The sequence below is a fragment of the Leucobacter sp. CX169 genome (genome assembly GCF_017161405.1).
Lineage (GTDB): Bacteria > Actinomycetota > Actinomycetes > Actinomycetales > Microbacteriaceae > Cx-87.
On the sequence record NZ_CP071051.1, the window covers coordinates 2855292 to 2869963 of the forward strand.

Genomic DNA, 14672 nt, shown 5'->3' on the forward strand with positions numbered 1-14672 from the left:
TTACTTCTTCTCCTCGTCGTCTTCTACGACCTCGGCGTCGATGACGTCGTCATCATTCGCCTCTGCGGTCGTGTCCGCAGCCTCGGGGGTCTCCTGCGCGGCGGCGTAGATAGCCTCGCCCAGCTTGCCCTGGCTCTCGTTCAGCTTGTCGAAGGCCGACTTCACCGCAGCCTCGTCCTCACCGGCGAGCGCCTGCTTCAGCGCGTCGAGATCGCCCTGCACCTCGGACTTGACGTCCGCGGGCAGCTTGTCCTCGTTGTCCGAGATGAGCTTCTCCACCGAGTAGGCGAGCTGCTCGGCGTTGTTCCGGGCGTCAGCAGCCTCGCGGCGCTGCTTGTCCTCGGCAGCGTGCTCTTCTGCATCACGCACCATGCGCTCGATGTCTTCCTTCGAGAGCGAGGAACCACCCGAGATGGTGATCGTCTGCTCCTTACCGGTGCCCTTGTCCTTTGCGTGAACCTGGACGATGCCGTTGGCATCGATATCGAAGGTGACCTCAACCTGCGGCACGCCACGGGGAGCGGGCGCGATGCCGGTCAGCTCGAAGGTGCCGAGGTTCTTGTTGTCACGGGTGAACTCGCGTTCGCCCTGGAACACCTGGATCGACACGGACGGCTGGTTGTCGTCAGCAGTCGTGAAGGTCTCACTGCGCTTGGTCGGGATGGCCGTATTGCGCTCGATGAGCTTCGTCATGATGCCGCCCTTCGTCTCGATACCGAGTGAGAGGGGGGTCACGTCGATGAGCAGAACGTCCTTGCGCTCGCCCTTCAGCACGCCAGCCTGGAGGGCTGCACCCACGGCGACGACCTCGTCAGGGTTGACACCCTTGTTCGGCTCGCGGCCGCCGGAGAGCTGCTTGACCAGCTCGGTGACGGCGGGCATGCGGGTAGAGCCACCGACGAGCACGACGTGCGCGATGTCGGCAACCTTGACGCCCGCCTCAGCGACGACGTCGAGGAACGGCTTGCGGGTGCGCTCAAGGAGATCCTTGGTGAGCTCCTCGAACTTCGCGCGGGTCAGCGTCTCTTCGAGGTTCGCGGGACCGTTCTCGGTCATCGAGAGGTACGGCAGCTGAATCTGCGTGCTCATCGAGTTCGACAGTTCCTTCTTCGCCTGCTCGGCGGCTTCCTTCATGCGCTGGAGCGCAATCTTGTCGCCCGAGACGTCAACGCCAGTGGTGGCCTTGAACTGCGAGATCAGCCACTGCACAACGCGCTGATCCCAGTCGTCGCCACCGAGGCGGTTGTCGCCAGCGGTCGCACGGACCTGAATCGTCGAGAAGTCGTCGTCCTTGCCCACCTCAAGGAGGGACACGTCGAACGTGCCGCCACCCAGGTCGAAGACCAGGATGAGCTCGTCTTCCTTGCCCTTGTCGAGGCCGTAGGCGAGCGCCGCCGCCGTGGGCTCGTTGATGATGCGCAGAACGTTGAGGCCCGCGATCTCACCGGCTTCCTTCGTGGCCTGGCGCTCGGCGTCGTTGAAGTAGGCGGGCACCGTGATGACCGCGTCGGTGACGGTGTCACCGAGGTAGGTCTCGGCGTCGCGCTTCAGCTTCATCAGCGTGCGCGCGCTGATCTCCTGCGCGGTGTACTTCTTGCCGTCAATTTCCTGGGTCCAGTCGGTGCCCATGTGACGCTTCACCGAAGCGATGGTGCGGTCCACGTTCGTGACGGCCTGGCGCTTCGCGGTCTCGCCGACGAGCACCTCGCCGTCCTTCGTGAAGGCGACGATCGAGGGGGTCGTGCGGAAGCCCTCTGCGTTCGCGATGACGGTGGGCTCGCCACCCTCGAGGACGGCCACCACAGAGTTGGTGGTACCGAGGTCGATTCCTACTGCACGTGCCATGTTGTTTACTCTCCTTGCATCAGGGTCGAAGTCCGAATGCCAACGGCCTCGGATCAAATTCGTGACGGGTTGAGCCGTCTGCACTCAAGTTTACTGAGTCGCCCTCGGGTGTCAAGTCAAGTCGAGTAAACTTGAGCCACTCTCACTCAACATTCAGATTTCATCCAGTGAGCCTATGGTTTTCCTGGCCGCAGTCCTATGGTGAGGGCATGAACAACTCCACTCAGCCCGCAGCGCCGCGCGGCTGGAGAGTGCTCGGCACCCTTCCGGTAGCGGCCGCCAGCCTGGTCATCGTCAACGCCCTCTACATCTTCCTCGTCGCCCTCGGCAACATCACCGACTACGACACCAACTTCGCCTTCGTGCAACACGTCCTCGCAATGGACACCACCAACTTCGGTGGCGAGCCCGGCACGGGCCTCGACCCCGACGTCATGTGGCGCGCGATCACCGACCCGGTGATTTGGAACATCGGCTACATCGGGGTCATCGTGTGGGAATCGCTCGCCGCCCTCGTGCTGATCGCGGCGAGCGTCCAGTTCTTCCGCGGCTTCGCGGGCAAGGGATTCGCGAGCGCACGCACCCTTTCCACCATCGGCCTCGTCATGATCATCCTGCTCTTCGTGGGCGGCTTCATCACGATCGGCGGCGAGTGGTTCCAGATGTGGCGCTCGAGCTCCTGGAACGGCCTCGATCCAGCGTTCCGAAACTCGGTCATCGCGGGCATCGGGCTCGTGCTGCTGCACCTGCCAAGCAAGGCCTGGGGGCCGGATCAGTCCAACTAGCGCGGCCCACCGAAAGGACAGTATGACGGAACAGGTGAGCGGCGCCCTCGCCGAGATCAGTGCGTTTCTTTTCGACCTCGACGGGGTGCTCACGCCTACCGCTGAGCTGCACATGCTCGCCTGGCAACGCACCTTCGACCAGGCTTTTTCCGAACTCGGGATCGAACCGCCCTATACCGACGCCGACTACTTCGCGCACGTAGACGGGAAGAAGCGGGCGGACGGCGTCGACACGCTGCTGCGTTCTCGCGGGGTCACGCTGCCGCTCGGCACCCCGCAGGATCCGCCCGACGCCGTCACCGTGAACGGCATCGGTAACCGCAAGAACATCGCCTTTGGGCTCTTGCTGCGGGAGGACGGCATCACCCCCTTCCCCGGATCCCTGCAGCTGCTTGATGCGCTGCGCGGCCGTCCGCTCGCCGTCGTCTCCAGCTCGAAGAACGCGGAGGAGGTGCTGCGCTCGGCCGGGATCCGGGACCGCTTTTCGGTGGTCGTGGACGGGATGACCGCGGAGCGCGAGCACCTGCCCTCGAAGCCCGCGCCAGACGTGTTTCTGCGTGGCGCCGAGCTGCTGGGGGCGGACCCAGCCCGCGCCGCCGCATTCGAGGACGCCGTGAGCGGGGTCGCGTCGGCGGCGGCCGGGGGCTTCGGGCTCGTGGTGGGCGTCGACCGCGGCGCCGGCGCAGACGCGCTCCGCAAAGCTGGAGCGCATATGATCGTGTCCGATCTCTCCGAGTTCCTTGCCGCACGGGCGTAGCCCAGCAACAGAAGAAGGATCCGCATGCTCGATCGCGACCGCTTCCCCGTAGACCCGTGGCGCCTCGTCGAGCGGCGCCTGTCGTCTGAAGACGCCGGCGTTGCCGAAACACTCTTCGCCCTCGGCAATGGGTATCTCGGCATGCGCGGCAACCACCCCGAGGGCCGGCAGGCGCACGAGCACGGCACCTTCATCAACGGCTTTCACGAAACCTGGCCCATTCAGCATCCCGAGCAGGCCTACGGCTTCGCCGAGGTGGGGCAGACCATCGTGAACGCGCCGGACGCCAAGGTGATGCGGGTCTACGTCGACGACGAGCCGTTGGCGCTCGATTTCGCAGAGCTCACGGACTACTCGCGGGAGCTCGACCTGCAAAGCGGCGTGCTGCGCCGAGACCTGACCTGGGAGACGCCCTCGGGGAAGCGAGTGCGGGTGGAGATGGAGCGCCTCGTCTCCTTCGACGAGCGGCACTTCGCGTTGCAGCGCATGACCGTGACGATGCTCGACTCCGACGCCCCCGTCACCATCAGCAGCCAACTCGTGAACCGCCAGGACGGGGAGGACGTCTACGGCGGCGTCCCCCGCGCCGCGCGCGCCTCGTTCGACCCCCGCCAAAGCGAGCAAATCGCTACCCGCGTCCTGCAGCCGCAGGAACACTGGCAGGAGGAGTACCGGTCGATCCTCGCGTACCGCACGAGCTCGTCAGGCATGACGCTGGCCGTAGCCGCCGACCACATCGTCGAGACGGAAAACGAGGTGTCGGCGCGTCGACTCGTCGAGCCTGACATTGCCAAGAACGTGTTCCGCGTGCGCGCGAAGGCCGGGGTGCCCATCCGCGTCACCAAGCTGATCAGCTACCACACCTCCCCCACTGCACCGGCCCGCGAGCTCGTTGATCGCTGCCGCCGCACCCTCGATCGGGTGCTGGGCGAGAGCATCGACGACGTCTTCACGGCGCAACGGGCCTGGCTCGACGACTTTTGGAAGCGCAGCGACGTGGTGATCGGCGGTCAGCCCGAGCTGCAGCAATCGGTGCGGTGGTGCCTGTTCCAGATCGCGCAGGCCGCGGCCCGAGCTGACGGCGCTGGCATCGCGGCCAAGGGCGTCACCGGGTCGGGTTACAGCGGGCATTACTTCTGGGACACCGAGATCTACGTACTCCCCTTCCTCGCCGCGACGTCGCCGCGGCTCGCGCGCAATGCCCTCAGAATGCGCGCCCTCATGCTGCCGGCCGCGCGGCGCCGCGCGCACATGCTCAACGAGGCGGGCGCGCTCTTCCCCTGGCGCACGATCAATGGCGAGGAGGCCTCGGCCTACTACGCTGCCGGCACGGCGCAGTACCACATCAACGCCGACGTCACCTCGGCCCTCGCGAAGTACGTGAACGTCACCGGCGACGAGTCCTTCCTGCAGCAAGAGGGCATCGATATCGCCGTCGAGACGGCACGGCTGTGGGAGACCCTGGGCTTTTGGCGCCGCATCAACGACGTCGACACGTTCCATATTCACGGCGTTACCGGCCCGGACGAGTACACGACCGTGGTCAATGACAACCTCTATACCAACGTGATGGCACGGTTTAACCTGCGCTTCGCGGCAGACGCGCTCGACGACCTCGAGGTGACGAACCCGCCCGCGCACGCCAGCGCGGTACGCCGGCTGCACATCGAACCCCACGAGTCGGGGGCCTGGCGGCGCGCGGCAGAGGCGATGGCCATACCCTTCTCCGAATCGGCTGGGATCCACCCGCAGGACTCGCTCTTCCTCGACCGCGAGGTGTGGGACCTGGCGCACACCCCGCCCGAAAAACGACCCCTGCTGCTGCATTTCCACCCCCTCGTGATCTACCGCTTCCAGGTGCTCAAGCAGGCGGACGTGGTGCTCGCGCTGTTCCTGCGCGGCGACGAGTTCACCCCGGAAGAAAAGCTCGCGGACTTCACCTACTACGACCCGCTGACCACCGGCGACTCGACCCTTTCGGCGGTCGTGCAGTCCATCATGGCGGCCGAGGTCGGCTACCAGGATCTCGCCCTCGAGTACTTCTCCGAGGCCGTCGCCGTCGACCTCGCCGACCTGCACCACAACGCGGCGGACGGCGTGCATATCGCCTCTGCCGGAGGGGTCTGGTCGGCACTCGTCAGCGGCTTCGGCGGCATGCGCGACACCGACGGGAGTCTGAGCTTCGATCCACGACTGCCCGAGAGCTGGCCCAGCCTCGACTACCCGATCCTCTGGCGCGGGCACACGATTCGCGTCACCGTGCTCCCTCGCGAGCTGCGCCTGAGCCTCGAGTCCGGCGGCCCCATCACCGTAAGAGTCCGCGGAGAGCACCACGAGCTCACGACCGCGGCGGTGCTCGCGGTGCCGCTCGCTGACCAGGGCCCCGTCCGGAAGGGGCGCCCGGGCGTCGGTCAGTACGAGAACGTCCTCCGCGCGGACGGCACTCAGATGTCACCCATGGTGCCGAGCACAGAATCCGCCGCGCGGACGGCGCCGATTACGACGATTCCTGGGCCAGCGCTCTAGGCCGGGCGTGGACGAGCGACCGCCGCTGGCGCACTGAGGGAACCCCAGGACGGGGTGGCACCTCTCCTCACCGCCTGGCGCGGATAGCATGGTGGGGCGCCAATTCTCTGGCGCCCCACCATCCGAGCCGGCCGAGGAGGCACCGTGGCGCGCACCTTCGCCGGACGGCCGAAACTCAGCACCGAGCAGCAGGCCGTCTACGACCGCATCGAGCACACGCGGGAGCACGTCTTCGTGACGGGCCGCGCCGGCACCGGCAAATCAACCCTGCTCAATCATCTGTCGTGGAACACGAGCAAGCAGATCGTGGTGTGCGCGCCCACCGGCGTCGCGGCGCTTGGGGTCGGCGGCCAGACGATCCACTCCCTCTTCCGGCTGCCCACGGGGGTCATTGCCGACCACGCAATCGAGCAGACCGCGGAGCTCAAGAAGCTACTCGGCGCGATCGACACGCTCGTGATCGACGAGGTGTCGATGGTGAACGCTGACCTGATGGACGGCATCGACCGGGCACTGCGCCAGGCGCGGGCCCGCAGGCACGACCCCTTCGGCGGGGTGCAGGTAATCCTGTTTGGCGATCCGTACCAGCTGCCGCCCGTGCCACCGCGCGACCCCGATGAGCGCGCGTACTTCGCCGACATGTACCGTTCGCCCTGGTTCTTCGACGCGAAGGTGTGGGAAGGCGCAGACCTCTCAATCATCGAGCTCACCGAGATCCACCGGCAGAACGACGACCGCTTCAAGCAACTGCTCAACGGGATCCGCCACGGCGTGGTGACGGCTGAGATGGCCGGCGAACTCAACGACGCCGGCGCGCGGCCCGCACCGAAGGACGGTGTGATCACGCTCGCCACCACCAACGCAATCGTCAACCGGATCAACCAGACGCGCATCAAATCACTCGCGGGTCAATCGATGCGGGCCGAGGCCGAGGTGACCGGCGAGTTCAACCAGAGCAGCTTCCCGGCCGACGAAGTGCTCGAGCTCAAGATCGGCGCGCAGGTGATGTTCCTGCGCAACGACCCGGACGGGCGATGGGTCAACGGCACCCTCGGCACCGTGACCAAAGTTGCCGGCACGGTCTGGGTCGAGGTCGACCAGGGCGGCGGGCTCGAAGAGTTCGAGGTCGAGCCCGCGACCTGGGAGCGCTATAAGTACCGCTACGACGCCGTCACCAAGACGCTGACGAAGGACGTCGTTGCGGAGTTCGAGCAGTTCCCGCTGCGCCTCGCCTGGGCCGTGACCATTCACAAGGCCCAGGGCCAGACGTACGAGTCGGCGATTATCGACCTCGGGCCGCGGGCGTTCAGCGCCGGCCAAACGTATGTGGCCTTCAGCCGCGTGACCTCGATGGATGGGCTGTACCTGGCCCGGCCGTTGCGCCCGAACGACATCATCGTCGACGCCGACGTGGCGCGGTTTATGCGCGGGCGCCGCGTGGCCGCGGCGGGGCCCGCAATCACCGCAGCGGCGGCCGAGTCGACCGAAACGACCGATTCAGCTGACGCCATGTCCGGGAAGGCGACGGCCGCGCCCGCCAAGTCCCCGACGCAGAGGAAGTCAGCCGTCAAGAAGCCAGCGGCGACGAAGGCTGCGGCCAAGAAGTCCCCCACGAAGAAGTCGACCGGCAAGGCTGCCACCCCGAAGCCTTAGGCGCTCTTTCTCCGCCTCTGCCGCATCCCTCCCGCACCCCCGAACGCACGGCGTCCACGCGCGCACGGCCGAGGCGAAACGAGCGCCCGCCGCCTCACCCCGCCTTCCTCGAGCAGTCTCAACATGCTGCTTCAATTCAGGGGATGCCGCAGATCGAGACTGCTCGAGGGGCTATCGGGCGCGCTGACGCCCCTCCGCCGCGTAGGCGAGCACGGCGATGAGCAGGCCGCCGGCCGCGAGCACTGCGCCCGCCCAGGCCGGGGCGGCGAAGCCCCATCCGGCCGCGATCACAGCGCCGCCCAGGAACGCGCCGAGGCTGTTCCCGACGTTCAGCGCGGAGTGGTTCAGGGCCGCTGCGATTGCCTGGTAGTCGCCGGCGACGTCCATAAGTCGGGTCTGAATGGCGGGGCTCATGACGAACGAGACGAAGCCCACCGCGAAGACGAGGATGCACACCGCCACCAGCGAAGACGAAAGCAGCGCGAGCAGCACCAACACTCCCGCCATAGCCGCCAGGCTGAACAGCAGGGTGCGTTTGATCTCGATGTCTGCCAGATGCCCACCGACGATGTTGCCCACGGTCATGCCCAGCCCGATCAGTACGAGCACGATGGGGATGACCCAGGTCGGAGCGCCGACAACCTCGGTGACGACCGGCGCGATGTAGCTGTACATCGCGAAGAACCCGCCGAAGCCGACCGCCCCGATCGCGAGGGCGAACCACACCTGCGTCACGCGGAAGACGCCGAGCTCCGCTCGCAGCGTGCGCCCCGGGGATCCTGCCTGGTGGGGCACAAATCGCGCAATGGCGACGGTCGCGAGCGCGAACACGAGCGTGACGACCAGGAAGGCCGTCCGCCAGCCCCACTGCTGTCCAAGGAACGTGCCGAGCGGCACCCCCACGACGTTGGCGAGGGTCAGGCCGGTCAGGATGAAGGCGACGCCCTTTGCCCGGTTTCCCGGCCCCATCACTTCGGCGGCGACGAGCGCTCCGAGTCCGAAGTAGGCGCCGTGCGGCAGGCCGGCGAGGAACCGCGAGACGCCGATCAGCTCGAAGGTCGGCAGCACGACCGTGAGCGCATTGAAGACCGTGAGCGCGAGCGCCAGCACGACCATGACGCGATGTCGCGGATACTTTGCCGCGAAGCCGGCAATCGTGGGCGCTCCGACGACGACGCCGAGCGCATAGAGCGAGATCAGCCAGCCGGCCTTACCGAGGGCGTCCTCCTGGCTCGACGCCCACACAGCGGGCATGACGTCTCGCGCGATGTCGGGCAGCAGCCCCATCGCGACGAATTCGGTCATGCCGATGCCGAAACTGCCGATGGCCAGAGAGAGGAGCGCCATCTTCGCCGCACCCCTCGAAATGTTCGAGGGATTCACTCGTTCAGCGTAGTCGGCTTTTCGGCCGACGCGCGGGCTACGCTGCGGCGGCGGCCTTCGCGCGGGCCAGGTCGATGAAGACCTCGGTGTTGAAGCGGTACGCAGCACGGACCTCGTCGATCGCGCGGGCGCGCTCGTCGTCGTTCAGGCCAGCACCGAGAGCGTCGAGCTCGGCACGGTAGCCAGTCTTGAACTCAGCGAGGTCGCCCAGCGAGCTGAAATCGTAGAACTCGGCCCCCGTGCCCGCGAACTCGTGCTGCTTGGCGACGCGGCGAGCGATCATCTGGCCGCCCGAGAGGTCGCCGAGGTAGCGCGTGTAGTGGTGGGCGACGAAGCCGGCAGCCCAGCCCTCAGCCCCGACTTCGCGGATCCGGGCCGCGTAGGCCTCGGTCGCGGGCACCGCGGTGATCTGCTCGCGCCAATCGGCGCCGACCAGGAACTCGAGGTCGCGTTCGAGCGCAGGCATCCGAATCAGTGCCTCGTTCAGGAAGGGCTGCACCGCGGGATCCTGCGCCAGATCGGCAGCAACCGCCTCGAGCGCCTCGTACATGTAGAAGTGCTGCACGACGAGCGCGACGTAGTCCTCGCGGGTCGCGGTTCCCCGCATGATTCCCTCCATGAAGCCGGCGCCCTCGCTGTCGGAGTGGTCCGACCAGGTGCCCTCGCGGAGGGCCTGGGAGAAGGGAATGGCAGTGCTGGTCACAGTGGGGCTCCTATGGGGGCGGAAGAGTGGAAACGAGTGGGGCGAGCTAGTGCTCGCGCGGGGTGAGGCCGAGGCGCGCGCACGCCTCGCGGTAGACGAGCACGACCGAGCCGCGCACCTGCGGCCGCTCCGAGATCGGCGCATCGGGCCACGGCACGACGAGTTCGTGCTCGCCAGCGGGGTCGGTCACACTCCAGCGAGCGACGTCGCCGTCAAAGCCGGTCATGACGCTCGCCGTCACCTCGGGGTAGCCAAATGCGCGCGCGATCAGCACATTGTCCGCCAGGTGGTCGTCGTTCATGTGGTGCAGCACACCTGCAACGGCCTGTTCATCAAATACGCTCACTCCTCCAGTCTACGCGGGGCACCCAATCCCATGGCTCTCAGGCGGCACCCGGTAGACTCACCGGGTACTTCTTCCCTCGGCGAATAGGTGGTTCTGTGATCCCGAAGTTCGGCGCGCGCGTCTCTGCCGCCTCCATTGGACTGCTGACCGTGGTCGCCCTTGGGCTCACCGGCTGCACGGGATCCGACGCCGACGCGGGATCCGCCGCACTGTCGACCATGCCAACTGAGACGAGCGAACAGGTCAGCGCCGCCGTTGCGAACGCGCTGGGAGCAAGCCGGTCCACCGAAGCCGTCATCGGCGTGTGGGCGCCGTGGAGTGGCGACCTCGTCCAGGCATACGCCACCGAAGGCGATCCGCAGGCGAACGCCGACTCCGCCATTCGTGGCGCCCAGGCCTCACAGCCCGTCGTCTGCGCACTGCTGCTCGCAATGGTCGAGGACGGCCAGGTCACGCTCGACCGCGAGGTCAGTATGGACCTCACGCGCCAGGTCGGCATCGACGGCATCACGTACCGACAGCTGTGCGACGGCACCTCCGGCCTCGCAGACTTCAAGGGCCCCTTCGCGGACATCTTCGTGAACAACCCGACGCGGCCGTGGCCGATCCGCGAGCTCCTCGCGCAGGGAATCGCGACCTCGCCGCTGTCTTGGCCCGGACTGGACGTCCACATCAGCGACACTGACGCAGCGATGCTGGGCCGCGCGCTGAGCGTGCGCAGCGGCGTCGACCTGGCCGACCTGCTCGAGCAGTACGTCTATGAGCCCGCAGGGATGGCGCACTCGTCGCTCCCTGGGACCGACGACGTCACGCTCAGCGGGAACCACCTCGAGGGCATCAGCTTCCCGAGCGCCGGCGGCGCCCCCGTCTGCGACGTGGAACCTGCCCCGGTCGAGAAGGTCTCCCCCTCGATGTTGTCGGGCGCGGGCGCGACCGTCACCACGGTCACGGACCTCAAGAACTTCTACGCCTCCTATCTCGGCGGCGATTTCGAGTCGGAGAAGACCCAGGGCGTCACCACTGAGGTCCGCCCCACGAAGAACCCCGAGCGCGACGCCGAGGGCAACCCGATCGCCGAGGTGACCGATTCGCCCAGCAACTGGGGCTTTGGCGTCGAGCAGGTCGGCCCGCTCTGGGGTCGCAGCGGCTCAATGCCGGGCAGTTCGACCGCCGCGTTCCACGACCCGTCCTCGGGCTTCACCGTCGTGGTCGCGCTGAACAACGCGGGCTCGGGTCAGAGCATTGCGCGCGCCCTGGCCTTCCAGATCGCGGCCATTGTGGCAGCTGGCCAGCCGGGCGAGCTCGAAATTCCCTGGACCGCCGAGGAGCGTGCCGCCCAGATCGCCGAGGCCGCCATTTGCCCCGTCGTCGTGGAGGCCCCGGCCGAGGAAGCCCCCGCCGAATAGCCCTGTTCCGGTCGGATCCGCAGCTCAGCCCGCGGAACCGTTCACCGCGGCGTGCCCGAATTGTGACAATTTGGTGACCTACGCGCGTATTCATTCGGATACTGTGGCGAATGGAGTTGCCATCCTGCGCTGTCTGCGCGGGTCACCCCGTACGGGGACGATCCGGTGTTGTGCGTGTGATCCGGCGACGACCGGGCCCGGATTCTCTGGCCCGAAGCGCTATCAGAAGGAAACACACGAAGTTATGGCTACCGGTACCGTGAAGTGGTTCAACGCCGAAAAGGGTTATGGATTCATCGCCCCTGACGACGGCAGCGCCGACGTGTTCGCTCACTACTCGGCAATCGAGTCGTCGGGCTTCCGCACGCTCGAGGAAAACCAGAAGGTTGAGTACGAACCGGCTCAGGGCCCCAAGGGTCCCCAGGCCGAGAAGATCCAGGCGATCTAGTCTCAATCATTAGTGCGAACGGGGTGGTCCAGCGTTGGACCGCCCCGTTCGTTGTTTCTCGGGCCCGGGCTACGCAGGATCCCGGGAACCGGGCTCCCCGTGCAGCGCGTCATGCCCGCCGTGCCCCTCGGGCTCGAGCTGGAACGTCGCGTGGTCGATCCTGATGGGGAAGTGCTCGGCGACGCAGGTCTGCAGTGAGGCGAGAATCTCTGGGGCATGACCATCGGTGAAGCACTCCGCCTCGACGGTGACGTGCGCCGTCAGAATGGGCAGGTCGCTTGAAATGCGCGTGATGTGCAGGTCGTGCACGGCGAGCACGTGCGGCAGACCCAGAATGTGGGTGCGCACGTCGGCGAGGTCGAGCCCCTTTGGCGTCTGCTCGAGCAGGACACTCAGCGAGCTGCGCAGCAGTGAGATGGTGCGGGGCACAATCAACACGGCGATCAGGATCGCGGCGATCGAGTCTGCCCGCTCCCAGCCGAACCAGGCGATGAGCAGCGCGCTCACGATGACCGCAACCGAGCCGAGGGCGTCGTTCACGACCTCGAGGAACGCGGCGCGCATATTCAGGTTGGCGCCCCGCCCGCCCGCGAGGATCGCCATCGCGATGACGTTCGCAACGAGGCCGACGATCCCGAAGATGAGCATCGTGCCGGAGGCCAGCTCAGCGGGCTCGAAGAGCCGCCGCACGCCCTCGATCATCGCGTAGACGCCGACCGCCAGCAGGATCAGCGCTTGCAGGCTCGCGCTGAGCGCTTCGGCCCGGCGGAACCCCCAGGTGTGGGTGTCGGTGGCGGGACGTTCCATGAGGCGCGCGGCCGTGAGCGCGAGCAGGAGACCGATCACATCGGTGAGCATGTGCGCGGTGTCGACGAGCAGCGCAAGACTGCCCGTGATGATCGATCCCACGAGTTGGGAGAGGAAGACGAGGAATGTCAGACAGAACGCGAGGGTGAGCCTGCGGCGATTGCTCGCGCCCCCGGTCGCGGCAGCGGCGCCGTGGTGGTGGCCCGCGCCCACTAGCCGGCCTCGGTCAGCGCTGCCGCGTGCTGGGCGGGGTGCGGGTGGCGCACCTCGGCCCCGACTGCGTGCTCTGCTTGGTAGAGCGCAACGCGCACGAGCTCGATCGCGTGCTCGCCGGCGAGCCGGTAGTACACCCGCACCCCCTCCTGACGGGTCACGACGATGCGGCTCATGCGGAGCTTCGCGAGGTGCTGGGAGACAGTGGCCTGAGGCTTGCCGACAACCTCTGCCAGTTCCCCAACCGAGCGTTCGCCATCTTCAAGCGCCAGAATCAGTCGGACGCGGGTCGCATCGGCGAGCAGCGAGAAGATCTCAACCGCGACGGGAATGGAGCCGTTGACGAGCTCTTCATTATCTGCGTACATACGAATATATTTACACACGCAGAGAGTTCCCACAACGTTCCAGGGTGCCGACAGGTTGGCGAGCAGCGAAGCCGCACCGCGATTCTGCTAGTGTTGAGCGGTCGGGATCGTTGAGATTCCGCCACGGGGCTGTAGTTCAATGGTAGAACTTCTGCTTCCCAAGCAGATAGCGCGGGTTCGATTCCCGTCAGCCCCTCCACAACACTTCACTTCCTTTGGGCGCGAACCCTTCCCCGTACAAAGCAGCTTCGCGTCTTCCGAGACATTCCTCGGGCGCGCTAGTACGCTGAGGGCCAGTCAGTCATGGGCCCAAAGGGGAGTCAATGGATACTCAAGAGAAGCTTGTCAGTCTTGCTACGAAGATTGAACAGCAGCGTGCATCGATAGAGACCGAAGAAGCGACTAAGAACGCCTTCGTGATGCCGTTTCTTTCCTTGGTCTTGGGGTACGACGTGTTCAACCCCAACGAGGTAGTACCTGAGTTCACCGCCGACGTCGGAATCAAACGCGGCGAGAAGGTGGACTATGCAATCGTTCACGACGGCTCGGTCCAGATACTGATCGAATGCAAACACATCGGTGCGCCGCTGAACGTGAAGCATGCCTCTCAGCTGTACCGCTACTTCGGCGTCACCAAGGCTCGAATTGCGATCCTCACCAACGGCGACGAGTACCAGTTCTTCACAGACCTCGACTCCCCCAACATGATGGACGAGAAGCCTTTCTTGATCCTGACGCTCACGGACCTAGACGCGTCGCTCGTCCCCGAGCTGCGAAAGATGTCAAAGGACACATTCGATCTCGACTCGATCGTTTCTGCCGCGGAGGAACTCAAGTACATCGGGGAGCTGAAGCGCGTATTCGCGGCCCAGTTCAGTTCCCCCGACAAGGAATGGGTAAAGTTCCTCGTCAATCGCGTTTATGGCGGCGCATTCACGCAGAAGGTGCGGGAGCAGTTCACGGTCCTCGTAGAGCGCTCGGGCAAGCAGTTCCTGAACGACCGCGTCAATGACAGGCTGAAAGCGGCACTGGGAGGACCAGCCGTAGTCGCAAGCACCGAGCAGGAATTGGTTATCGGCAAGGAAGCGAGCGCGGTTGTGGCGCGCAATTCGATCTCCGACGATACAGACGACGGAATCGCGACCACACTCGACGAGCTTGAGGCGTTCCACATCGTGCGTGCGATTGCGTGCAGCGAGGTGCCCGTCAGCCGAATCTCACAACGGGACACTAAGTCCTATTTCGGCGTACTCCTCGATGACAATAACCGGAAACCCATCGCCCGACTGCACTTCAACACGTCGCAGTACTACATCGGGCTATTTGATGCGGACAAGGTCGAGACTCGACACCCCATCACGGTACCCGCTGAAATCTACAACTTCGCAGACCACATCCGGGGGACAGTCAACACCTACGCCTAGTGGGAGGG

13 protein-coding genes and 1 tRNA gene are annotated in these 14672 nt (G+C 65.9%); 8 read left to right on the plus strand and 6 right to left on the minus strand.

Annotated features, from left to right (window positions below; translation table 11 throughout):
• Entirely contained in the window at window positions 1-1845 is a 1845-nt protein-coding gene (gene dnaK, locus JW030_RS13025; protein ID WP_188045158.1) for a molecular chaperone DnaK, read from the minus strand.
• Between the two features lie 209 nt (window positions 1846-2054).
• On the opposite strand from dnaK, the gene JW030_RS13030 reads away from it, so the two are divergent.
• From JW030_RS13030 to JW030_RS13045, 4 genes are all read left to right on the plus strand, one after another.
• Window positions 2055-2630 carry a DUF2165 domain-containing protein gene (locus tag JW030_RS13030; protein WP_188045157.1) on the plus strand — a complete coding sequence of 192 codons (576 nt, stop codon included), beginning with the start codon at window positions 2055-2057 and terminating at the stop codon, window positions 2628-2630.
• Window positions 2631-2652: 22 nt separating this feature from the next.
• On the plus strand, window positions 2653-3387 hold the full coding sequence (locus JW030_RS13035; protein ID WP_188045156.1) for an HAD family phosphatase: 735 nt from the start codon (window positions 2653-2655) through the stop codon (window positions 3385-3387).
• 24 nt (window positions 3388-3411) lie between these two features.
• On the plus strand, window positions 3412-5913 hold the full coding sequence (locus JW030_RS13040) for a glycoside hydrolase family 65 protein (protein WP_188045155.1): 2502 nt from the start codon (window positions 3412-3414) through the stop codon (window positions 5911-5913).
• A 144-nt stretch (window positions 5914-6057) separates the two neighbouring features.
• Window positions 6058-7566, plus strand: a complete 1509-nt coding sequence (locus JW030_RS13045) for an ATP-dependent RecD-like DNA helicase (protein ID WP_188045154.1) — start codon at window positions 6058-6060, stop codon at window positions 7564-7566.
• Between the two features lie 171 nt (window positions 7567-7737).
• Here JW030_RS13045 and JW030_RS13050 read toward each other — a convergent pair whose 3' ends face one another.
• Genes JW030_RS13050 through JW030_RS13060 form a run of 3 tightly spaced genes read right to left on the minus strand, consistent with a single transcriptional unit; the run spans window position 7738 to window position 9998 of the window.
• A complete protein-coding gene (locus JW030_RS13050; protein WP_241095463.1) occupies window positions 7738-8949 on the minus strand; it encodes an MFS transporter in 1212 nt (403 codons plus the stop codon).
• 37 nt (window positions 8950-8986) lie between these two features.
• Window positions 8987-9652 (minus strand): heme oxygenase (biliverdin-producing), encoded by a 666-nt coding sequence (locus tag JW030_RS13055; protein WP_241095464.1) that lies wholly within the window; start codon window positions 9650-9652, stop codon window positions 8987-8989.
• A gap of 46 nt (window positions 9653-9698) precedes the next feature.
• Window positions 9699-9998 carry a DUF2470 domain-containing protein gene (locus tag JW030_RS13060; protein WP_241095465.1) on the minus strand — a complete coding sequence of 100 codons (300 nt, stop codon included), beginning with the start codon at window positions 9996-9998 and terminating at the stop codon, window positions 9699-9701.
• Between the two features lie 95 nt (window positions 9999-10093).
• Between JW030_RS13060 and JW030_RS13065 the strand changes: the two genes are divergently transcribed.
• Both JW030_RS13065 and JW030_RS13070 read left to right on the plus strand, forming a co-directional pair.
• Window positions 10094-11404: a beta-lactamase family protein gene (locus JW030_RS13065; protein WP_241095466.1), complete on the plus strand. Its 1311-nt coding sequence runs from the start codon at window positions 10094-10096 to the stop codon at window positions 11402-11404.
• 244 nt (window positions 11405-11648) lie between these two features.
• A complete protein-coding gene (locus tag JW030_RS13070) occupies window positions 11649-11852 on the plus strand; it encodes a cold-shock protein (protein ID WP_188045150.1) in 204 nt (67 codons plus the stop codon).
• Window positions 11853-11921: 69 nt separating this feature from the next.
• On the opposite strand, the gene JW030_RS13075 is transcribed toward JW030_RS13070, so the two are convergent.
• Together JW030_RS13075 and JW030_RS13080 are read right to left on the minus strand one after the other, a co-directional pair.
• Window positions 11922-12872, minus strand: a complete 951-nt coding sequence (locus tag JW030_RS13075; protein WP_188045149.1) for a cation diffusion facilitator family transporter — start codon at window positions 12870-12872, stop codon at window positions 11922-11924.
• On the minus strand, window positions 12872-13240 hold the full coding sequence (locus JW030_RS13080) for a metalloregulator ArsR/SmtB family transcription factor (protein ID WP_188045148.1): 369 nt from the start codon (window positions 13238-13240) through the stop codon (window positions 12872-12874). Before JW030_RS13080 ends, JW030_RS13075 begins: the two co-directional genes overlap by 1 nt.
• Window positions 13241-13365: 125 nt before the next feature.
• On the opposite strand from JW030_RS13080, the gene JW030_RS13085 reads away from it, so the two are divergent.
• Both JW030_RS13085 and JW030_RS13090 read left to right on the plus strand, forming a co-directional pair.
• Window positions 13366-13439: transfer RNA gene (locus tag JW030_RS13085), tRNA-Gly, on the plus strand.
• A 124-nt stretch (window positions 13440-13563) separates the two neighbouring features.
• Window positions 13564-14664, plus strand: coding sequence for a type I restriction endonuclease (locus tag JW030_RS13090; RefSeq protein ID WP_188045147.1), 1101 nt, complete (start codon window positions 13564-13566; stop codon window positions 14662-14664).
• Window positions 14665-14672: the final 8 nt, after the last annotated feature.

Coding starts and splice junctions, on each gene's coding strand:
- dnaK (WP_188045158.1), bottom strand. CDS start 1,845: ATGGCACGTGCAGTAGGAATCGACCTCGGTACCACCAACTCTGTGGTG.
- JW030_RS13030 (WP_188045157.1), top strand. CDS start 2,055: ATGAACAACTCCACTCAGCCCGCAGCGCCGCGCGGCTGGAGAGTGCTC.
- JW030_RS13035 (WP_188045156.1), top strand. CDS start 2,653: ATGACGGAACAGGTGAGCGGCGCCCTCGCCGAGATCAGTGCGTTTCTT.
- JW030_RS13040 (WP_188045155.1), top strand. CDS start 3,412: ATGCTCGATCGCGACCGCTTCCCCGTAGACCCGTGGCGCCTCGTCGAG.
- JW030_RS13070 (WP_188045150.1), top strand. CDS start 11,649: ATGGCTACCGGTACCGTGAAGTGGTTCAACGCCGAAAAGGGTTATGGA.
- JW030_RS13080 (WP_188045148.1), bottom strand. CDS start 13,240: ATGTACGCAGATAATGAAGAGCTCGTCAACGGCTCCATTCCCGTCGCG.
- JW030_RS13090 (WP_188045147.1), top strand. CDS start 13,564: ATGGATACTCAAGAGAAGCTTGTCAGTCTTGCTACGAAGATTGAACAG.